This window comes from Rahnella variigena, from assembly GCF_003610915.1.
Taxonomy (GTDB): domain Bacteria; phylum Pseudomonadota; class Gammaproteobacteria; order Enterobacterales; family Enterobacteriaceae; genus Rahnella; species Rahnella variigena.
In genome coordinates this window covers 1,041,910-1,062,815 of the sequence record NZ_NSDJ01000001.1, presented here as the reverse complement: position 1 = coordinate 1,062,815, position 20,906 = coordinate 1,041,910, and the positions used below count along the sequence as shown (strand labels likewise).

Below are 20,906 nucleotides of genomic sequence, written 5' to 3'. Positions count from 1 at the left end.
CGCTCACCGGAGTCTTCGAATGAATATTTTAATTATCGGTAACGGCGGGCGTGAACATGCACTGGCATGGAAGGCATCGCAGTCACCTCTGGCTGATAAAGTCTTTGTTGCGCCTGGCAATGCCGGTACCGCGCTGGAGCCGTTGCTGGAAAATGTGGACATCGCCGCCACTGACATCGCCGGTTTGCTGGCTTTCGCCAAAAGTCATGATATTGACCTGACCATCGTTGGCCCTGAAGCGCCACTGGTAATTGGTGTGGTGGATGCTTTCCGCGCAGCCGGTCTGAAAATCTTTGGCCCGACGCAGGAAGCAGCGCAGCTGGAAGGTTCTAAAGCTTTCACTAAGGATTTCCTGGCTCGACATAACATTCCAAGCGCTGATTATCAGAACTTCACTGAAATCGAAGCTGCGCTGGCTTATCTGCGCAGCAAAGGCGCGCCGATAGTCATCAAAGCTGATGGTCTGGCAGCAGGTAAAGGCGTCATTGTTGCGATGACGTTGAAAGAAGCGGAAGACGCCGTTCACGACATGCTGGCAGGCAATGCTTTCGGCGATGCAGGCCATCGCATTGTTATTGAAGAATTCCTCGACGGCGAAGAAGCCAGTTTCATCGTTATGGTCGACGGCACCAATGTGCTGCCGATGGCGACCAGTCAGGATCACAAACGCGTGGGTGACGGCGACAGCGGCCCGAATACCGGCGGCATGGGCGCTTATTCTCCGGCGCCGGTAGTGACCGATGAAATTCATCAGCGCGTCATGGATCAGGTTATCTGGCCGACCGTTCGTGGGATGGCGGCAGAAAACAACACTTATACCGGTTTCCTGTATGCAGGTCTGATGATCTCAGCTGACGGGCAGCCAAAAGTGATCGAGTTCAACTGCCGTTTCGGCGATCCGGAGACTCAGCCGATCATGTTGCGTCTGCGTTCAGATCTTGTGGATCTTTGCCTCGCCGGTGCTGAAGGTCGTCTGGGCGATAAAACATCAGAGTGGGATCCGCGCCCGTCGCTGGGTGTCGTGCTCGCCGCGGGTGGCTATCCTGCCGATTACAAAACCGGAGACGTTATCCACGGTCTGCCGCTGGAAGAAGCGCCAGATGGCAAAGTCTTCCAGGCCGGAACCCGCTTGCAGGATGAACGTGTGGTAACGAATGGCGGCCGCGTATTGTGTGTGACTGCGTTAGGCAAAACCGTGGAAGCGGCTCAGGCACGCGCTTATGATTTAGCAAAAGATATTCACTGGGAAGGCAGCTTTTGCCGCAAAGACATCGGTTATCGCGCTATCGACCGCGAACGTAATCAGTAATTTTTTCCGTCCCGACGATCAACAAAGGCACGCTTCGGCGTGCCTTTTCTTTTATCAAAACGGGATCAGAGGTCAGACTCTTTCGGTTCCCATTTACAGAAATCTTCATTGGCGACCAGCAACAGCTCGTTGCCCTGCGGTGCCGTCAGCCAGGCTAGCCCCAGATTATCATTACTGCGACTGGCTCGTTTCGCCAGCCAGACCTGTGAACGGACAGTGAGCGCCGGCGTCACTTGTTCACCTGCGCAGGTCGTTATGATGCCTTTGCGCCAGCGAGCCTGAACCAGGCGGACATTCCCTGCCTGCAGCGCATTGCTCAGGTCGAGGATTTTTGACGCTTCATATTTATAGCGTTCGATTTCATCAGAGGATAATTTTTCCCGACGCTCCGGGAGCTGTCGCTGCATAAAGCTGACATTGCCACCCTCGTCAAAACGCAGCATGACGCCCAAATCCGTTTTGGTGGCATGAGTTTCTTTAATCAGGTGCAATTGCCCCTGCTGGAATTCGTATCGGGTGATGATCGTATCGCCGCCGAAATAGGGGCTATAGACGTTGAGAATGGTTTGAGGCTCGTGCTGGGCGGTATCTTCACGCCAGAGCCGGTTGATTCCCTGATCAGCAACATAACCGCTGGCAAAGAATAACTCAGAACCTTTATCAGAACTACAACCCACCAGACCGAGCACCAGTAAACCTGCTACCAACCTGGGGGTGATAAACTGAAGGGGCCTAAAAACCCCTCCGCTTATTCTTTTCACTGCAAGCAATTACTTAACAGCGTCTTTCAGAGCTTTACCAGAAACGAACGCAGGCACGTTTGCAGCTGCGATTTTGATTTCTTTACCAGTCTGTGGGTTACGACCAGTACGCTCGTTACGATGATTTACCTTGAAAGTCCCGAAACCAACCAATTGTACAGCATCACCTTCTTTCAGAGACTCGGTAATAGCAGACAGAGTAGATTCAAGAGCAACTTTGGCCTGTGCTTTGGAAAGATCAGCTTTGTCCGCAATTACATCAATCAGTTGAGTCTTGTTCATAAGTTATCCTTTACAGTGTGTTTATCGTTTGCAAAGCATCGAGTGCGACGGATATGCCGATTGACAGCACCCTCCTGCATACACGCACCGATAGCCACTTTTTTTTACGCACCCCAAATGTAGACCAGACAGGGTGCGGATGTGAAGCCTTAAGGCACGACAAATCAGGCGTTAAATCACGTTTTCTTGCCTTATTGCGCTAAATTTATGCCGATGTTACTGACAGCGGCTTCACGCAGGTCAGAACGTAACCCTTTTATTAATTCCAGGTCACGCTCTTCACAGTCAGCCAACAGGCGAAAAATCTCCCATTGGATGTCCCATTCTTCTTCAACGGCAGGGATGACCTTGAGTTCTTCATCGGTCATTTCTTTACCTGCCTGAGTCATTTCCAGCATCGCGACAGTACGAATTGACGTCTCACTCACCGCAATGGCATGAGACAACGTTTCGCCGCTTAGACGCGAATGAATCAGTTCGCCTAATGCAATACACGCATCAATCGCCGGATAAACCCCGTAGAGATCGTAATCATCGGAAGAAGGCACCGCTTCCTCCAGTTTTTCGAGCTGTGAGTCAAAATTGACCTTGGCGTCTTTTACCACCAGCGTTTCCCAGATTAAGTCCAGGATACGACGGTAAAGCTGTGCTTCGCCAAACCCGGTTTCCAGGCAAAATGCCTGATAGTTCGGGTACATGCGTTCGCACAAGCTCGCCATAAACGTCACGTGTTGCCAACTTTCCAGCTTTTCGAGACGTAAATGAATTGGATTACGTAACATGAGTTGATCTCGTTAACTTTTCTGCGCGGGAGTTTACCTGAAATAAATCAATATCCCTATTCCTTGATTCCTAAAGATCATCACTCAAGCGTTGCCAGCGTTGAAACGACGCCCGGTTTGATGCCACGGCATCCGCCCAACGGGTCGGTTCCGGCAGCCGATATTGCCGCATGCATTGTTCCACCCAATAAAGAGAAGAATCCATGCTGATCCGATTACCAGGCGAGATGAACAATGGATTACAGCGTAGCTTGCTTCGCCACACCCAGCCAATCTGTTCATCGCCTTCATACAGCCCCTGACTGCTGTGTAGCGCTTCACCTAACGGCAGGAACTGCCCGCATAAACGGCTTTTCGCCACACCAATGGTCGGCACGTCAATCATCAGGCCAAAATGACTGGCGACACCGAGCCGCCGCGGATGCGCGATCCCCTGCCCGTCAACCAGAACCAGATCAGGGTGCGATGAGATTTGCTGCCAGGCTTGTAAAAGTGCGGGGAGCTCACGGAAAGAAAGGAAACCAGGAATGTAGGGCATGACGGTCGGAATGCGGGCTATCTGGTATTCGACCAGCTCCAAAGTTGGATAACTCAGAACAGCGACCGCCGCGCGGGTGACTTCACCGCCCTGCTCAAACCCGACATCCACACCGGCGATCAACGACGGTGTGGTGAATTCAGGCGGATCCTGCAGTTCAATCTGATCTGCGAGGATCCGTTGCTCTTCACGTAACGCGCGCGTGTCGATCATAATGCCATGTTACTCGTGATACTGGCGGGACAGGCTGTGTACCGCTTCCACAAAAGCTCCCGCATTTTCTGGCGGAACGTCCTGGTGGATACCGTGGCCAAGATTAAACACATGGCCATTACCTTTGCCGAAACCAGCCAGAATGGTTTCCACTTCCTGCTCAATCCGCACCGGTGAGGCGTAAAGCATGGAAGGATCCATGTTGCCCTGAATCGCCACTTTGTCGCCAACCCGACGGCGCGCTTCAGCAATATCGGTGGTCCAGTCCAGACCCAGCGCGTCACAACCCGTTGCCGCCATCGCTTCCAGCCACTGGCCTCCGCCTTTGGTAAACAAGGTCACCGGCACACGGCGGCCTTCGTTTTCACGAATCAGGACATCGACGATTTTGTGCATGTAGTTAAGAGAGAACTCACGGTAATCGCGAGGTGTCAGCACGCCGCCCCAGGTGTCAAAAATCATCACCGACTGCGCGCCCGCTTTAATCTGAGCATTAAGGTAAAGAATGACGCTGTCGGCCACTTTATCCAGCAACAGGTGCAAGGTAGACGGATCGGCGTACATCATTTTTTTAATTTTGGTAAAGGCTTTGCTGCTACCGCCTTCAATCATATACGTCGCCAGAGTCCACGGGCTACCGGAGAAACCGATAAGCGGCACTTCACCTTTCAGGTTTTTACGGATGGTACGCACGGCGTTCATCACATAGCCCAGCTCCATTTCAGGATCCGGAACCGGCAGCTTTTCGACATCAGCACGATTGGTCAGTGGCGAAGAAAAACGCGGGCCTTCACCGGCTTCGAAATACAGCCCCAGCCCCATCGCATCAGGAATGGTCAGGATGTCGGAGAACAGGATCGCTGCATCCAGCGGATAGCGACGAAGCGGCTGTAAAGTCACCTCACAAGCCAGTTCGGCATTCTTACACAGCGACATAAAATCGCCGGCTTCAGCGCGGGTTTCTTTGTACTCCGGCAAATAACGGCCAGCCTGACGCATCATCCACACCGGTGTAATGTCCACTGGCTGACGTAACAAAGCACGCAGGTAACGGTCGTTTTTCAACTCATTCATTCTTGCTCTTTCCTTCAATATTCGGGCCGCCCGACAATCATATGACGGCATTCTATCACGCAAAACTGACGCTAGACCTCGTCGTCTTCGCTTTCTGCGCGGCACTGCGCAACTGTGTCTTCAATCAGACGACGGGCAATCGTGCCGGGCGGTGGCAGCTGTGGCAGCTGGTCAAAGCGGTACCAGTCAGCGTTAAGCAGCTCTTTCGGGTCGTGTTTAATATCGCCGCTGTCGTAATCCGCCATAAATGCCATCATCAGCGAATTGGGGAACGGCCACGGTTGGGAACTGACGTAACGGACATTCTTCACGCGGATATTACTTTCTTCCATGACCTCGCGAGCCACGGTTTCTTCCAGTGTTTCACCGACTTCAACAAAGCCAGCCAGAACCGTGTGAATGCCATTACGATGACGGACGTGCTGCGCCAGCAAAATCTCATCACCTTTGCGGATTGCTACAATGATGCAGGGCGCAATCTGCGGGTAATAGCGTTCGCGGCAATTCCCGCAAAGTGCGGCCCACTCGGTCTTACTGACGTGCATTTCATGCCCGCAGTATCCGCAGAACTTATGAGAACGATAAAATTCTGACAGCTGCACGCCGCGCCCGACCAGCTGGAATAATCCGCGATCCTGATCCAGCAGCTGACGGGCAGAAACCATATGATTTGGCATTGTCTGACGGACCAGCCAGACAGGTTCACCCTGCCATTCACCAATCTGACGCGCCGTTTTACCGGTCAGAGAATATTGTGCGGCGCTGCCAAACGGCAGTTCGCCCTCAGGCAGCCACAGCTTGCCTTCCTGGCTGATAACCCACCAGCCGTTATGTTGCTCAGTAATCTGTAATTCCATAATTGTTGTTGCATAACCTCGTCGGGACTGACAATCTGAGTAAGATATTCACATATTAGTAACTTTTAGTTACTTTTTTATCGCTCACGGAGTCAACCATGCTAAATCGTCTGGAAAGACTGACCCAACGCGTTGGTGGCAGTAATGAGTTAGTGGATCAATGGCTGCACGCGCGCAAAGAGCTGCTGGTTTCGTACTGCACTTTGGTCGGCCTGAAACCCAATAAAGAAAAACATACCCCTCTCAACGAAAAAGCGCTGGATAACTTTTGCCATAACCTGGTGGACTATCTTTCTGCCGGTCATTTCCATCTGTATCAGCGGATCATTGATGAAGTCGAAGGTGCGAACAGTCCGATAAAATTGCAGGCTGCGAAAATATACCCTGCACTGGAGCTGAACACTGAAGCTATCATGGCTTTCCATGATAGTTACACTGAAAATGATATTGATGATGACAATGCTTTCGCATTTCATTATGCATTATCCGATGTAGGTGAAGCGTTGGATGCGCGTTTTCAGCTGGAAGATCAATTGATTATTCTGGCATTTGACCGCAGCAATCATGAAGAAAAACCCCCTGCAAATGAAGAACATCTCGCCAGACCGGCTTAACGCTTTGTCACATTAAAACTCTGCACCTGTTTGTGGTTTTAATTGTAGTTTTAGTTGTAGTTTCAAAAAACGCCTCCTATATTGAGGCTTCTTGTCGGAGTGCCTAGCGCATAATTTTCTCGCGAAGATTACGCCAGGCTGAGACCGTTAATTCGGGATCCGCGGAACCTGATCGGGTTAGTACCCGCGAAGGGAACAAGAGTAATGTTATGCGTTCAGCTCACTCTGGCATTCGCCTGCATCAGGCCGCCTGTGCTGCACCGCCCATTTTTACTCCTGCCGTAAACCTCCAGACAAGCAATTTTCCATCACGTTTTTTTGCGAGGAATTTGCTATGTCGAGTACCCAGAAACCCGTTATTTCCGAAAAGAAAGCGTCTAATCGCCGTGAACAACGTGCGCAGGCTCAGTCGTTTATCGACAGTTTGCAGGGCGAAGCCTTCCCCAATTCCCGCCGTATTTATCTTGAAGGTGACCGCAAAGATATTCGCGTGCCGATGCGTGAAATCCAGCTCAGCCCGACACTGGTCGGCGGTGGCAAAGATAATCCGAAGTTCGAAGAAAACGAAGCCATCCCTGTTTATGACACCGCCGGACCTTACGGGGATCCGTCAGCAGTTATCGACGTGCACACCGGTCTGGAAAAATTACGTGCCCGCTGGATAAAAGAGCGTGCGGACACGGAGGAACTCCCACAGGTCAGCTCCGGCTTTACCCAGCAACGGCTGGCGGACGAAGGGCTGGATCATCTGCGCTTCGAACATCTGCCGCGTCCGCGTAAAGCCATGTCTGGCAAAAATGTTACGCAACTGCATTACGCACGCAAAGGCACGATTACCCCGGAAATGGAGTTCATCGCCATTCGCGAAAACATGGGCCGCGAGCGGATCCGTGGTGAGATTTTGCGCCAGCAACACCCCGGTGAAAGCTTTGGCGCGCATTTGCCTGCCAATATCACCGCAGAGTTTGTGCGTCAGGAGGTCGCCGCCGGGCGTGCGATTATTCCTGCTAACATCAACCATCCTGAATCAGAGCCGATGATCATCGGGCGTAATTTCCTGGTGAAAGTGAACGCTAATATCGGCAACTCAGCGGTGACATCATCCATCGAAGAAGAAGTCGAGAAGCTGGTGTGGTCAACGCGCTGGGGCGCAGACACCGTGATGGATCTCTCCACCGGCCGTTATATTCATGAAACCCGCGAATGGATCCTGCGTAACAGCCCGGTGCCGATCGGCACGGTGCCGATTTATCAGGCGCTGGAAAAAGTGAACGGCGTGGCCGAAGACCTGAACTGGGAAATGTTCCGCGATACCCTGCTGGAACAGGCCGAGCAAGGCGTCGATTACTTCACCATTCATGCCGGTGTCTTGCTGCGTTACGTGCCGATGACGGCCAAACGTCTGACCGGCATTGTGTCGCGTGGTGGTTCGATTATGGCGAAATGGTGTCTGTCACATCATCGCGAAAGTTTCCTGTTTGAGCATTTTCGTGAAATTTGCGAAATCTGCGCCGCCTACGATGTCTCCCTTTCATTGGGCGACGGCTTACGTCCGGGCTCAATTCAGGATGCCAATGACGAAGCACAATTCGCTGAATTACGCACGCTGGGCGAACTGACCAAAATTGCCTGGGAATACGATGTGCAGGTGATGATCGAAGGTCCCGGGCATGTGCCGATGCAGATGATCCGACGCAACATGACCGAAGAACTTGAACACTGCCACGAAGCGCCGTTCTATACACTCGGCCCGCTGACCACTGATATCGCGCCGGGTTACGACCACTTCACCTCCGGTATTGGTGCGGCGATGATTGGATGGTTTGGCTGCGCCATGCTGTGTTATGTCACGCCAAAAGAGCATCTCGGCCTGCCGAACAAAGAAGACGTTAAGCAGGGTTTGATTACCTACAAAATCGCAGCACACGCCGCCGATTTAGCCAAAGGTCATCCGGGTGCGCAAATCCGCGATAACGCCATGTCCAAAGCGCGTTTTGAATTCCGCTGGGAAGACCAGTTCAATCTGGCTCTGGATCCGGCCACTGCCCGCGCTTACCACGATGAAACGCTGCCGCAGGAATCCGGCAAAGTTGCTCACTTCTGCTCGATGTGCGGTCCGAAATTCTGCTCAATGAAAATCACTCAGGAAGTTCGCGATTACGCCGCCGCGCTGGAAGCCAAAGCCCAGCCAATAGAACTCGTTGAATCCGGCATGGCGCAAATGTCGGCCGAATTCCGTTCACGCGGCAGCGAGCTTTATCACCCTGCCACGGAGATCAACAAATGAATCAGTCCGCTCAGCCCTTTCCTGCCGTTCCTTTTCACCTCGGTTTATATCCGGTCGTTGATACTGTGGAATGGATCGCCCGCCTGCTGGAAGCAGGGGTTAAAACGCTGCAACTGCGTGTAAAAGATTTACCCGATGAAGAAGTCGAGCCAGCAATAATCGAGGCCATCGCACTAGGGAAAAAATATCAGGCGCGGTTATTCATCAACGATTACTGGCGTCTGGCGGTAAAACATCAGGCTTATGGCGTGCATCTGGGTCAGGAAGATCTGGATACTGCCGATCTTGCGGTAATCCGTCAGGCAGGTTTACGACTGGGCGTTTCCACCCATGACGATACAGAAATGGCGCGCGCTGTCGCCGTGAATCCTTCATATATCGCACTCGGACATATCTTCCCGACGCAGACCAAGGACATGCCGTCAGCCCCCCAGGGTCTGGAAGAACTTTCCCGACATATTAAGCAACTCGACGGAAGATTCCCGACGGTAGCTATTGGCGGGATCAGCATTGAACGCGCGCCGTCGGTTCTCGATTGCGGCGTCGGCAGCATTGCCGTGGTCAGCGCCATTACGCAGGCAGCGGACTGGCGTGCCGCTACCGCCGAACTGCTGGCTTTATGCGCCAGCAAGGTGCCGGAAGATGCTTAACGACGCGGCATTTATGCGTTACAGCCGCCAGCTGATGCTGGAAGAATTCGGCCCGCAGGCGCAGGAAAAGTTACAGGCGGCAAAAGTGCTGATCGTAGGTCTTGGCGGTCTCGGCTCTCCCGCAGCCCTGTATCTGGCGGCTGCGGGCGTCGGCACGCTGATTCTGGCCGATGACGATCAATTGCACATCACTAATCTTCAGCGGCAAATTCTCTACCGCACAGCGGATCTCGATCAGCCCAAAGCCGCTCTGGCAAAGCGTGAGCTGCTGCGCCTGAATCCGCTTTGCGAAGCCGTGGCGATCACGGAACGACTGTCGGGAGAAGCTTTAACCCGTGCCATATCAGATGCTGATATCGTTTTGGATTGCAGCGACAACATGGAAACCAGACACGCGGTCAATAAAGCCTGCGTGGATGCCGGTAAAACGTTAATCAGCGGCAGTGCCGTCGGATTCAGTGGGCAGCTTCTGGTAATTGAAGCCCCCTACACTCACGGCTGTTATGCCTGTTTGTATCCGGATCAGGAAACCGTGCAACGTGATTGCCGGACATCCGGCGTACTCGGGCCAGTTGTGGGCACCATCGGCATATTACAGGCACTCGAAGCACTGAAAATTCTGGCAGGTCTGCCTTCGGTTCTGAGCGGCAAACTGCGGCTGTTCGACGGAAAAACACAAAACTGGCGTTCGCTGCAACTCACGCGATCGTCAAGCTGTGCCGTCTGCGGAGGCCACGCGTGAACATTCTGGTTAATGATGAATCTCACCACTTCAGTCAACCGCTCACGTTACTTGCCCTGCTCGATGAACTGGCGTTAAAGCCAGCAGGCAGCGCGCTGGCAGTTAATCAGGTCATTATTCCCCGTGATAACTGGCCTGCTCACTTGCTGGAAGACGGTGATGAGATTTTGCTCTTTCAGGCGATAGCCGGAGGCTGACATGTTAAAAATTGCTGATACCACATTCACATCGCACCTTTTTACAGGTACGGGAAAATTCGCCAGTCCGGCATTGATGCAACAGGCGCTGGCCGCATCCGGCTCTCAGCTGGTGACCATGGCGATGAAGCGGGTCGATCTGCGCCGCGGGGGAGACGATATTTTGTCTCCCCTGCAGCAACTCGGCGTGCGTTTGCTGCCGAATACTTCAGGGGCTAAAACGGCGGAAGAAGCGGTGTTTGCCGCGCAACTGGCAAGAGAAGCGTTGGGAACAAACTGGGTGAAACTCGAAATTCACCCGGATGTAAAATATCTGCTGCCTGATGCCGTTGAAACGTTGAAAGCCGCAGAGATTCTGGTGAAACAAGGCTTCGTGGTTCTGCCGTATTGCAGCGCGGATCCGGTGCTGTGTAAGCGTCTGGAGGAAGCGGGTTGCGCAGCGGTCATGCCGCTGGGTGCGCCAATCGGTTCCAATCAGGGGCTGCAAACCCGCGAGTTTCTGCAAATCATCATCGAACAGGCGCGTATTCCTGTGGTGGTGGATGCCGGTATTGGCGCGCCGAGCCAGGCCGCGCAAGCGCTGGAAATGGGTGCCGATGCTGTGCTGGTCAATACCGCGATTGCCGTCGCGGGCGATCCGGTAGAGATGGCTACCGCATTCCGCCTCGCGGTTCAGGCCGGAGTCATTGCCCGCCAGAGTGGTTTAGGCGGCAGACAGCGACACGCCAGTGCATCGAGCCCGCTGACCGGTTTTCTCAATACCTCACAGGCGACGTCATGAGCAGCTTTACGGATGTCTGGTCTGCGCTGAACTGGGATGACCTTTCGCTGCGCATTAACAGTAAAACAACACGTGACGTCGAACGGGCGCTCAGCCGGAATAAAATCGACCGTGAGGGTTTTATGGCGTTAATTTCTCCGGCGGCGCTGCCTTATCTGGAACCCATGGCGCAGCGGGCTCAACAACTCACGCGCCAGCGCTTCGGCAACACGGTGAATTTCTTCGCACCGCTGTATTTATCCAATCTTTGCGCCAACGAATGTACTTATTGCGGCTTTTCGATGAGCAATAAAATCAAACGTAAAACGCTGGATAAGGATGAAATCGGGCGGGAATGCGAAGCGCTGAATGCGCTGGGCTTCAAACATCTGTTGCTGGTCACCGGCGAACACAAAGGGAAAGTTGGCATGGACTATTTTCGCCGTCACTTCCCGGCGATCAGAAACCATTTTGATTCGCTGATGATTGAAGTTCAGCCGCTGCAACAGGAAGAATATGCTGAGCTGAAAACGCTGGGACTGGATGGCGTGCTGGTTTATCAGGAAACCTATCACGCGCCGACGTATGCATTACATCATCTGCGAGGCCAGAAACAGGATTTCTTCTGGCGACTGGAAACACCAGACCGGCTCGGACGAGCGGGAATTGATAAAATCGGGCTGGGTGCACTGTTCGGACTTTCAGGAAACTGGCGGACTGACAGTTATATGGTGGCCGAGCATTTGCTGTATCTGCAACAAACTTACTGGCAAAGCCGTTATTCGGTGGCGTTTCCGAGATTGCGTCCTTGCGCCGGTGGAATAGAACCGGCGTCATTGCTGGAAGAAAATCAGCTTGTTCAGCTGATATGCGCTTTCAGAATGCTGGCACCGGATGTCGAGCTTTCACTGTCTACACGCGAATCACCTTATTTCCGCGATCACGTCATTCCGCTGGCGATCAACACCGTCAGTGCCGGATCTAAAACACAGCCCGGCGGCTATGCTGACGATCATCCGGAGCTTGAGCAATTTGCTCCGCACGATAACCGATCGCCACAACGCGTTGCGCAAGCATTAACGCAAGCCGGGCTTCAGCCGGTGTGGAAAGACTGGGACAGTTTTTTGGGGCGCGTCTCGCAGGAAAATGTCGGTGGATGGCAAACCGGTAAACTCTCAGGAATGCAGATTCCATAAAATGATTTTGCCCCTCGCGCCAGCAGGCCGGGGGCATTACTGTGCTTTTGCCGCTGCATATTCGCAGATGGCCGGCGCCACTCATCCCGGCGCTGCTTCCAAATAGCCGGAACAGGTTATCGTCCAGTTCCCTGTTCCGGCTCCTCTTTCTCAGCATTATCAATTCCCAGATTTCAGGCAAAAAAAAACCGCCCCCGAAGGAGCGGTTTTATGCGTTTCGACAGAAGACGATTAATCGTCGCTGTTACCGAAACCTGCGTTCAGCAGTTCAGCCAGGTTAGCCGTTGCTTCATCCGCGCTGACTTGCGGTACAACTGGCACTTCGCCCTGAGCTTTACGGCGTGCACGATCCTGGTGATAAGCGTAACCGGTACCGGCTGGGATCAGACGGCCAACGATAACGTTCTCTTTCAGGCCACGCAGTTCATCACGTTTACCGGCAACAGCCGCTTCGGTAAGAACGCGCGTGGTTTCCTGGAACGACGCAGCAGAGATGAAGGATTCGGTCGCCAGGGATGCCTTGGTGATACCGAGCAGGTCACGGCTGAATGTTGCCGTGATTTTGCCTTCAGCTTCCAGCTTACGGTTAGCGATTTTAACGCGAGACATTTCTGCCTGCTCGCCTTCCAGGAAGTCAGTGCCACCAGCGCTAACGATGGTGCCTTTACGCAACATCTGACGAACGATAACTTCGATGTGTTTATCGTTAATCTTAACGCCTTGCAGACGGTAAACTTCCTGCACTTCGTTGGTGATATAGCGGGTAACCGCGTGAACACCACGTAAACGCAAGATGTCGTGCGGAGACTCTGGGCCGTCGGATACGACGTCACCACGTTCCACAACTTCGCCTTCGAACACGTTCAGCTGACGCCATTTAGGGATCATTTCTTCGTAAGCATCGCTGCCATCTAACGGAGAAATTACCAGACGACGTTTGCCTTTGGTTTCTTTACCGAAGGAGATGATCCCGCTGATTTCAGCAAGGATTGCAGGCTCTTTCGGACGACGTGCTTCGAACAGGTCAGCAACGCGTGGCAGACCACCGGTGATGTCCTTGGTACCGCCGGATTCCTGAGGAATACGCGCCAGGGTGTCACCAGAGTGGATCTGAGTACCATCTTCCAGCTGAACAATCGCTTTACCTGGCAGGAAGTATTGAGCAGGCATATCAGTACCTGGGATCAATACGTCGTCGCCTTTAGCGTCAACGATTTTCAGTGCCGGACGCAGGTCTTTACCGCTACCGGTACGCTCTGCAGAGTCCAGAACTACCAGAGAAGACAAACCGGTCAGGTCGTCGGTCTGGCGTGTGATGGTCTGAGTATCCACCATATCGGCAAAGCGAATGAAACCACTCACTTCACTGATAACTGGCATTGTGTGCGGATCCCAGTTAGCAACGGTTTCGCCGCCGTTAACTGATGCGCCATCGCCTTTGCCCATCACGGAACCGTAAGGCACTTTATAGCTTTCTTTGGTACGACCGAATTCGTCGATCAATTTCAGCTCAGTGTTACGGGAAGTGATGACCAGTTTGCCGTTAGAGTTGCTAACGTGCTTATGGTTGCTCAGTTTAATGGTACCAGTGTTCTTAACCTGGATGCTGGATTCCGCTGCCGCACGAGATGCCGCACCACCGATGTGGAACGTACGCATCGTCAGCTGGGTACCCGGCTCACCGATGGACTGTGCTGCAATAACACCGATCGCTTCACCTTTGTTGATGATGTGACCACGTGCCAGGTCGCGACCGTAGCAGTTTGCACACACACCAAAGTCGGTTTCGCAACTTACGACTGAACGTACTTTCACGCTGTCGACTGAGTTCTCTTCTAACAGATCACACGTCTTCTCGTGAAGCAGGGTGTTACGTGGAACCAGGATATCCGCCGTACCCGGCTTGAGGATATCTTCTGCAGTCACACGACCCAGAACACGTTCGCGCAGTGGTTCTTTAACGTCGCCACCTTCGATGACCGGAGTCATCATGATGCCTTCGTGAGTACCACAGTCGTCTTCGGTCACAACCAGATCCTGCGCGACGTCAACCAGACGACGAGTCAGATAACCGGAGTTAGCCGTTTTAAGTGCGGTATCCGCCAAGCCTTTACGAGCACCGTGAGTAGAGATGAAGTACTGGAGTACGTTCAGACCTTCACGGAAGTTCGCGGTGATTGGCGTTTCAATGATGGAACCATCTGGTTTCGCCATCAGGCCACGCATACCGGCCAGCTGACGAATCTGTGCAGCAGAACCACGCGCACCGGAGTCGGCCATCATAAAGATACTGTTGAAGGAAACCTGCTGTTCAACAACACCGTCACGGTTGACGACGTCTTCAACAGACAAGTTTTCCATCATTGCCTTAGCAACACGTTCGTTGGCCGCAGCCCAGATGTCGATCACTTTGTTATAGCGTTCGCCAGCAGTTACCAGACCAGACTGGAACTGTTCCTGGATTTCAGCAACTTCGGTTTCTGCTTCTTCGATAATCTCTGCTTTCTTCGCAGGGATTACCATGTCATCGATACCTACTGACGCGCCTGAACGGGCAGCGTAAGCAAAACCGGTGTACATGATCTGGTCAGCAAAAATAACGGTCGGCTTCAGGCCCAAAATGCGGTAACAAGTGTTCAGCATTTTGGAGATAGCTTTTTTGCCCAAAGGCTGGTTGACGATAGAGAACGGCAGACCTTTTGGTACGATCATCCAAAGGATGGCGCGACCAACAGTCGTGTCGATAATCGACGTCTTGTGCGTAACTTCGCCTTCGGTATTTTTGATCTCTTCTGTAATACGCACTTTGACACGCGCATGCAGAGAGGCCAAACCGGCGCGGTAAATACGCTCAGCTTCTTTAGGACCGGTCAGAACCATGCCTTCGCCTTTGGCGTTAACACAGTCACGAGTCATGTAGTACAGACCCAATACAACGTCCTGAGAAGGAACGATGATTGGCTCGCCGTTCGCAGGTGACAGGATGTTGTTGGTAGACATCATCAACGCACGCGCTTCCAGCTGAGCTTCCAGCGTCAACGGTACGTGAACAGCCATCTGGTCACCATCGAAGTCGGCGTTATATGCCGCACAAACCAGCGGGTGCAGCTGAATTGCTTTACCTTCGATCAGAACCGGTTCAAACGCCTGGATACCCAAACGGTGCAGGGTTGGTGCACGGTTCAGCAGTACCGGGTGTTCGCGGATAACTTCGTCCAGGATATCCCAAACGACAGCTTCTTCGCGCTCAACCATTTTTTTAGCGGCTTTGATGGTGGTGGCCAGGCCACGCAGTTCCAGCTTGCCGTAAATGAACGGTTTGAACAGTTCCAGTGCCATTTTCTTCGGCAGACCACACTGGTGCAGACGCAGGTATGGACCTACGGTGATAACGGAACGACCAGAGTAGTCGACACGTTTACCCAGCAAGTTCTGACGGAAACGACCCTGTTTACCTTTAATCATGTCTGCCAGAGATTTCAGCGGACGCTTGTTAGAGCCGGTGATAGCACGACCGCGACGGCCGTTATCCAGCAAAGCATCTACCGCTTCTTGCAGCATACGTTTTTCGTTACGTACGATGATGTCTGGCGCAGCCAGATCCAGCAGGCGTTTCAGACGGTTGTTACGGTTGATAACGCGACGATACAGATCGTTCAGATCCGACGTTGCGAAACGGCCGCCGTCCAACGGAACCAATGGACGCAAGTCTGGTGGCAGTACCGGCAGCACGGTCAGGATCATCCACTCTGGTTTGTTACCAGACTGAACGAACGCTTCCAGCAGCTTGATACGCTTGGTCAGCTTCTTACGTTTGGTTTCGGAGTTGGTTTCGTTCAACTCTTCACGCAGTTGCTCGCACTCTGCTTCCAGGTCCATGTTTTTCAACAGAGCCTGAATTGCTTCCGCACCCATCTTCGCGTCGAACTCATCACCAAACTCTTCCAACGCATCCAGATACTGCTCTTCAGTCAGGATCTGGCGTTTTTCGAGGTTAGTCATGCCGCCTTCGATAACCACATAGGATTCGAAGTACAGAACACGTTCGATATCACGCAGTGGCATATCCAGCAGCAAACCGATGCGCGATGGCAGCGATTTCAGGAACCAGATGTGTGCAGTCGGGGAAGCCAGTTCGATGTGGCCCATACGCTCACGGCGTACTTTAGTCTGGGTCACTTCAACGCCGCACTTCTCGCAGATCACGCCGCGATGTTTTAAACGCTTGTACTTACCGCACAGGCATTCGTAGTCTTTTACTGGTCCGAAGATACGGGCACAGAAAAGGCCGTCACGTTCTGGTTTGAACGTACGGTAGTTAATGGTTTCTGGCTTCTTAACTTCACCAAAAGACCAAGAACGGATCATGTCTGGCGATGCCAGAGCAATTTTGATCGCATCAAACTCTTCGGTCTTAGTTTGCGCTTTCAGAAACTTTAGTAAGTCTTTCACGGATTGGCTCCCGTCGGGTTAGACCTGTTAGGCACCTGGTCTGTATTGATTAACAGGCAGGTGCCCCTGTGATCAGTGCGAATTCGAGTACTTACTCGTCTTCCAGCTCGATGTTGATACCCAGAGAACGGATTTCTTTCAACAATACGTTGAAGGATTCCGGCATGCCTGGTTCCATACGATGATCGCCATCTACGATGTTTTTATACATCTTAGTACGGCCGTTCACGTCATCGGACTTAACAGTCAGCATTTCCTGCAGGGTATATGCGGCACCGTATGCTTCCAGCGCCCACACTTCCATCTCACCGAAGCGCTGACCACCGAACTGAGCTTTACCACCCAGCGGCTGCTGAGTAACAAGGCTGTAAGAACCGGTAGAACGCGCGTGCATCTTATCGTCAACAAGGTGGTTCAGTTTCAGCATGTACATGTAGCCGACAGTAACCTGACGCTCGAATTGCTCGCCGGTACGGCCGTCAAACAGTGTGATCTGACCAGAGGTAGGGATTCCGCCCATTTCAAGCAGTTGCTTGATCTCTGACTCTTTCGCACCGTCGAAGACTGGTGTTGCAATCGGCATACCTTTTTTCAGGTTCTCAGCCAGACGCAATACTTCGTCATCGGTGAAGGTGGTCAGATCAACTTTCTGACAAACGTCGTCGCCCAGATCATAGGCACGCTGGATGAACTCGCGCAGCTTAGAAACTTCTTCTTGTTTCTTCAGCATGGCATTGATTTTTTCACCAATACCTTTCGCGGCCATACCCAGGTGGGTTTCCAAAATCTGACCAATGTTCATACGTGATGGAACGCCCAGCGGGTTCAGTACGATATCAACAGGAGTCCCGTTTTCATCGTAAGGCATATCTTCGATCGGGTTGATCTTGGAGATAACACCTTTGTTACCGTGGCGGCCTGCCATCTTGTCACCAGGCTGGATTTGACGTTTAACGGCCAAATACACTTTAACGATTTTCAGCACACCTGGTGCCAGATCATCGCCCTGAGTGATTTTACGACGCTTAGCTTCGAGTTTTTTCTCAAACTCGGATTTCAGTTCGTCGTACTGTTCAGCAAGCTGTTCCAACTGATTCTGTTTGTCTTCGTCAGTCAATGACAGTTCTAACCAACGATCGCGAGGCAATTTGCCAAGTTTGTCAGCTTCAACACCGCCAGCAACCAGCGCAGACTGGATACGCGCAAACAGACCCGCTTCCAGAATCTGCAGCTCTTCAGTCAGGTCTTTCTTAGCCTGCTTCAGCTGCATCTCTTCGATTTCCAACGCACGCTTGTCTTTTTCCACGCCATCGCGGGTGAAGACTTGCACGTCGATAACCGTACCGGAAACACCGTTTGGTACACGCAGAGAAGAGTCTTTAACGTCAGACGCTTTCTCACCGAAGATCGCACGCAGCAGTTTCTCTTCTGGCGTCAGCTGGGTTTCACCTTTAGGTGTCACCTTACCAACCAGAATGTCACCACCGGTCACTTCAGCACCGATATAAACGATACCGGACTCATCCAGTTTAGAGAGCGCAGCTTCACCCACGTTAGGGATGTCAGCGGTGATCTCTTCAGGCCCTAACTTGGTGTCACGGGACACACATGCCAGTTCCTGGATATGGATGGTCGTGAAGCGGTCTTCCTGCACAACACGTTCGGAGACTAAAATGGAGTCTTCGAAGTTGTAACCGTTCCAAGGCATGAACGCGACACGCATGTTCTGACCCAGTGCCAGTTCGCCCAGATCTGTTGACGGACCATCTGCCAGCACGTCGCCGCGCTCGATTGGCTCGCCCAGATTCACACACGGCATCTGATTGATGCAGGTGTTCTGGTTAGAACGGGTGTATTTGGTCAGGTTATAAATGTCGATACCTGCTTCGCCCGGGTACATCTCTTCTTCGTTAACACGAATAACGATACGGGATGCATCCACGTACTGAACAATACCGCCACGTTTAGCTACGGCAGTAACACCGGAGTCAACCGCTACAGCACGTTCCATACCAGTACCTACCAGCGGCTTATCAGCGCGCAGGGTCGGAACTGCCTGACGTTGCATGTTCGCACCCATCAATGCACGGTTGGCGTCATCGTGTTCCAGGAATGGAATAAGTGAAGCACCAACGGATACAACCTGCTGGGTGGAAACGTCCATGTAGTCAACCTGATCGCGGCTAAACAGGCTTGATTCGCCTTTGCTACGACAAGTGACCAGGTCTTCAATGAAGCGCCCTTCTTCGTCCAGGTTGGAGTTCGCCTGAGCGATTACGAAGTTGCCTTCTTCAATTGCAGACAGATAGTTGATTTCATCAGTCACCAGACCATCACGCACGCGACGGTAAGGGGTTTCCAGGAAACCGTACTCATTGGTCTGTGCATACACAGACAAGGAGTTGATCAGACCGATGTTTGGACCTTCTGGCGTTTCGATTGGACATACGCGACCGTAGTGAGTCGGGTGTACGTCTCGAACTTCAAAGCCAGCACGTTCACGGGTCAAACCGCCCGGGCCCAATGCAGAGATACGACGCTTATGCGTAATCTCAGACAACGGGTTGTTCTGGTCCATAAATTGTGACAGCTGGCTTGAGCCGAAGAATTCTTTCACCGCAGCCGAAATCGGCTTAGCGTTGATCATATCCTGAGGCATCAATGTGTCGAGGTCGCCCAGAGACAAACGCTCTTTAACCGCACGCTCAACACGAACCAGACCTACACGGAACTGGTTTTCAGCCATTTCGCCGACGGAACGAATACGACGGTTGCCCAAGTGGTCGATATCATCCACTTCGCCCTGGCCGTTACGAATGCCGATCAGCTTTTTCATTACCTGAATGATGTCGTCTTTGCTCAGGATACCTGAACCTTCGATTTCATCACGCAGCAGAGAACGGTTGAACTTCATACGACCAACAGCAGACAGGTCGTAGCGATCTTCAGAGAAGAACAGGTTCTCAAACAGGCTTTCGGCCGCTTCACGCGTTGGTGGCTCACCAGGACGCATCATTCGGTAGATCTCAACCAGTGCGCTCAGGCGATCGCTGGTTGGGTCGACGCGAATGGTCTCGGACATGTACGCGCCATGATCGAGGTCGTTGGTGAACAGCGTTTCAATGGTTTTGTGACCGGACTGGCTCAGTTTAGCCAGCAGATCCAGAGACAATTCCATGTTAGCCGGGACGATCAGCTCACCGGTATTGGTGTCGATGTAGTCTTTAGAGACCACTTTCCCTGCGATGTACTCAACAGGAACTTCGATGCGCTGAATTTCGTCTTTTTCAAGCTGACGAATATGGCGGGCAGTGATGCGGCGGCCTTTTTCTACATAGACTTTGCCGTCAGCTTCGATATCAAAGGAAGCTGTTTCACCGCGCAGGCGCTCAGGTACCAGTTCCATCTGCAACTTGTTGTCGCGGATCTGGTAAGTCACCTTGTCAAAGAACAGGTCAAGGATCTGTTCAGTCGTGTAATTTAATGCACGCAGAATGATGGTCGCAGGCAATTTACGGCGACGGTCAATACGCACAAACAGGTTGTCTTTCGGATCAAACTCGAAATCTAACCATGAACCGCGGTAAGGGATGATACGTGCGTTATAAAGCACTTTACCCGATGAGTGGGTTTTACCCTTATCGCTGTCGAAGAATACGCCCGGACTACGGTGCAGCTGAGATACGATAACCCTCTCAGTACCGTTAATCACGAAGGTACCATTTTCGGTCATGAGCGGAATTTCGCCCATATAGACTTCTTGTTCCTTGATGTCTTTGACCGTACCTTCTGGTGCTTCACGTTCATAGATTACCAGGCGCAGTTTCACGCGCAGTGGCGCGGAGAACGTCACACCACGGATCTGGCATTCTTTAACGTCGAATACAGGCTCACCAAGACGGTAGCTAACGTATTGCAGCTCAGAGTTACCGCTGTAGCTCTTGATAGGGAATACAGAACGGAATGCAGCTTCCAGACCGTACTGGCCTTCCGGATCTTGCTCGATAAACTTCTGGAACGAGTCAAGCTGGATAGAAAGGAGATATGGAATGTCCAAAACTTGTGGACGTTTACCAAAATCCTTACGAATGCGTTTTTTCTCGGTATAGGAGTAAACCATAGGGTTCCTCAGCTCGCTGATCAGTGACCCAATCTTGTCTGCCCTGAGAAGGACAGTTCATGCAACACCGTT

16 protein-coding genes and 1 riboswitch are annotated in these 20,906 nt (G+C 52.4%); of the genes, 8 read left to right on the top strand and 8 right to left on the bottom strand.

Features of this window, described 5'->3' with window-relative positions:
- Positions 1–19 precede the first annotated feature (19 nt).
- A complete protein-coding gene (gene purD / locus CKQ54_RS04935) occupies positions 20–1,309 on the top strand; it encodes a phosphoribosylamine--glycine ligase (RefSeq protein ID WP_120164010.1) in 1,290 nt (429 codons plus the stop codon).
- A 65-nt stretch (positions 1,310–1,374) separates the two neighbouring features.
- Here purD and CKQ54_RS04930 read toward each other — a convergent pair whose 3' ends face one another.
- The 6 genes from CKQ54_RS04930 to nudC all read right to left on the bottom strand — a co-directional run bounded on the left by CKQ54_RS04930 (position 1,375) and on the right by nudC (position 5,816).
- The gene (locus tag CKQ54_RS04930) at positions 1,375–2,028 is read right to left on the bottom strand and encodes a DUF1481 domain-containing protein (protein WP_425272802.1); all 654 of its coding nucleotides are present in this window, start codon (positions 2,026–2,028) and stop codon (positions 1,375–1,377) included.
- A gap of 51 nt (positions 2,029–2,079) precedes the next feature.
- The gene (hupA, locus tag CKQ54_RS04925) at positions 2,080–2,352 is read right to left on the bottom strand and encodes a nucleoid-associated protein HU-alpha (protein WP_013577396.1); all 273 of its coding nucleotides are present in this window, start codon (positions 2,350–2,352) and stop codon (positions 2,080–2,082) included.
- A 191-nt stretch (positions 2,353–2,543) separates the two neighbouring features.
- The gene (locus CKQ54_RS04920; RefSeq protein ID WP_095924297.1) at positions 2,544–3,134 is read right to left on the bottom strand and encodes a YjaG family protein; all 591 of its coding nucleotides are present in this window, start codon (positions 3,132–3,134) and stop codon (positions 2,544–2,546) included.
- Positions 3,135–3,204: 70 nt separating this feature from the next.
- On the bottom strand, positions 3,205–3,885 hold the full coding sequence (gene nfi, locus CKQ54_RS04915; protein ID WP_120164011.1) for a deoxyribonuclease V: 681 nt from the start codon (positions 3,883–3,885) through the stop codon (positions 3,205–3,207).
- A 9-nt stretch (positions 3,886–3,894) separates the two neighbouring features.
- Entirely contained in the window at positions 3,895–4,959 is a 1,065-nt protein-coding gene (gene hemE, locus CKQ54_RS04910; protein ID WP_120164012.1) for a uroporphyrinogen decarboxylase, read from the bottom strand.
- Positions 4,960–5,030: 71 nt separating this feature from the next.
- Positions 5,031–5,816 carry an NAD(+) diphosphatase gene (nudC, locus tag CKQ54_RS04905; protein WP_112288553.1) on the bottom strand — a complete coding sequence of 262 codons (786 nt, stop codon included), beginning with the start codon at positions 5,814–5,816 and terminating at the stop codon, positions 5,031–5,033.
- Positions 5,817–5,914: 98 nt separating this feature from the next.
- On the opposite strand from nudC, the gene rsd reads away from it, so the two are divergent.
- The 7 genes from rsd (at position 5,915) to thiH (ending at position 12,262) form a co-directional block, all read left to right on the top strand.
- Positions 5,915–6,430, top strand: a complete 516-nt coding sequence (rsd, locus tag CKQ54_RS04900; RefSeq protein WP_112288552.1) for a sigma D regulator — start codon at positions 5,915–5,917, stop codon at positions 6,428–6,430.
- 85 nt (positions 6,431–6,515) lie between these two features.
- A riboswitch (TPP riboswitch) is annotated at positions 6,516–6,642 on the top strand.
- A 122-nt stretch (positions 6,643–6,764) separates the two neighbouring features.
- Positions 6,765–8,717, top strand: a complete 1,953-nt coding sequence (gene thiC / locus CKQ54_RS04895) for a phosphomethylpyrimidine synthase ThiC (RefSeq protein WP_120164013.1) — start codon at positions 6,765–6,767, stop codon at positions 8,715–8,717.
- Positions 8,714–9,367 carry a thiamine phosphate synthase gene (gene thiE / locus CKQ54_RS04890; RefSeq protein ID WP_120164014.1) on the top strand — a complete coding sequence of 218 codons (654 nt, stop codon included), beginning with the start codon at positions 8,714–8,716 and terminating at the stop codon, positions 9,365–9,367. The genes thiC and thiE overlap by 4 nt, the downstream gene beginning before the upstream one ends.
- Positions 9,360–10,109, top strand: a complete 750-nt coding sequence (locus tag CKQ54_RS04885; protein ID WP_120164015.1) for a HesA/MoeB/ThiF family protein — start codon at positions 9,360–9,362, stop codon at positions 10,107–10,109. Before thiE ends, CKQ54_RS04885 begins: the two co-directional genes overlap by 8 nt.
- Complete coding sequence (gene thiS, locus CKQ54_RS04880; protein ID WP_120164016.1) at positions 10,106–10,306, top strand: sulfur carrier protein ThiS; 201 nt, start codon at positions 10,106–10,108, stop codon at positions 10,304–10,306. The genes CKQ54_RS04885 and thiS overlap by 4 nt, the downstream gene beginning before the upstream one ends.
- Position 10,307: 1 nt before the next feature.
- Positions 10,308–11,087: a thiazole synthase gene (locus tag CKQ54_RS04875; protein ID WP_120164017.1), complete on the top strand. Its 780-nt coding sequence runs from the start codon at positions 10,308–10,310 to the stop codon at positions 11,085–11,087.
- Positions 11,084–12,262, top strand: coding sequence for a 2-iminoacetate synthase ThiH (gene thiH / locus CKQ54_RS04870; RefSeq protein ID WP_120164018.1), 1,179 nt, complete (start codon positions 11,084–11,086; stop codon positions 12,260–12,262). Before CKQ54_RS04875 ends, thiH begins: the two co-directional genes overlap by 4 nt.
- A 231-nt stretch (positions 12,263–12,493) precedes the next feature.
- Here thiH and rpoC read toward each other — a convergent pair whose 3' ends face one another.
- Together rpoC and rpoB are read right to left on the bottom strand one after the other, a co-directional pair.
- Positions 12,494–16,714 carry a DNA-directed RNA polymerase subunit beta' gene (gene rpoC / locus CKQ54_RS04865; RefSeq protein ID WP_095924286.1) on the bottom strand — a complete coding sequence of 1,407 codons (4,221 nt, stop codon included), beginning with the start codon at positions 16,712–16,714 and terminating at the stop codon, positions 12,494–12,496.
- A gap of 91 nt (positions 16,715–16,805) precedes the next feature.
- Positions 16,806–20,834 carry a DNA-directed RNA polymerase subunit beta gene (gene rpoB / locus CKQ54_RS04860; RefSeq protein ID WP_095924285.1) on the bottom strand — a complete coding sequence of 1,343 codons (4,029 nt, stop codon included), beginning with the start codon at positions 20,832–20,834 and terminating at the stop codon, positions 16,806–16,808.
- Between the last annotated feature and the right edge of the window lie 72 nt (positions 20,835–20,906).

What these genes read in the sequence shown, in the direction of transcription:
- rsd (WP_112288552.1), top strand. Translation starts at nt 5,915, where the DNA reads ATGCTAAATCGTCTGGAAAGACTGACCCAACGCGTTGGTGGCAGTAAT.
- thiC (WP_120164013.1), top strand. Translation starts at nt 6,765, where the DNA reads ATGTCGAGTACCCAGAAACCCGTTATTTCCGAAAAGAAAGCGTCTAAT.
- hemE (WP_120164012.1), bottom strand. Translation starts at nt 4,959, where the DNA reads ATGAATGAGTTGAAAAACGACCGTTACCTGCGTGCTTTGTTACGTCAG.
- thiH (WP_120164018.1), top strand. Translation starts at nt 11,084, where the DNA reads ATGAGCAGCTTTACGGATGTCTGGTCTGCGCTGAACTGGGATGACCTT.
- thiE (WP_120164014.1), top strand. Translation starts at nt 8,714, where the DNA reads ATGAATCAGTCCGCTCAGCCCTTTCCTGCCGTTCCTTTTCACCTCGGT.
- rpoB (WP_095924285.1), bottom strand. Translation starts at nt 20,834, where the DNA reads ATGGTTTACTCCTATACCGAGAAAAAACGCATTCGTAAGGATTTTGGT.
- nudC (WP_112288553.1), bottom strand. Translation starts at nt 5,816, where the DNA reads ATGGAATTACAGATTACTGAGCAACATAACGGCTGGTGGGTTATCAGC.
- CKQ54_RS04885 (WP_120164015.1), top strand. Translation starts at nt 9,360, where the DNA reads ATGCTTAACGACGCGGCATTTATGCGTTACAGCCGCCAGCTGATGCTG.
- CKQ54_RS04920 (WP_095924297.1), bottom strand. Translation starts at nt 3,134, where the DNA reads ATGTTACGTAATCCAATTCATTTACGTCTCGAAAAGCTGGAAAGTTGG.
- hupA (WP_013577396.1), bottom strand. Translation starts at nt 2,352, where the DNA reads ATGAACAAGACTCAACTGATTGATGTAATTGCGGACAAAGCTGATCTT.
- CKQ54_RS04875 (WP_120164017.1), top strand. Translation starts at nt 10,308, where the DNA reads ATGTTAAAAATTGCTGATACCACATTCACATCGCACCTTTTTACAGGT.
- purD (WP_120164010.1), top strand. Translation starts at nt 20, where the DNA reads ATGAATATTTTAATTATCGGTAACGGCGGGCGTGAACATGCACTGGCA.
- nfi (WP_120164011.1), bottom strand. Translation starts at nt 3,885, where the DNA reads ATGATCGACACGCGCGCGTTACGTGAAGAGCAACGGATCCTCGCAGAT.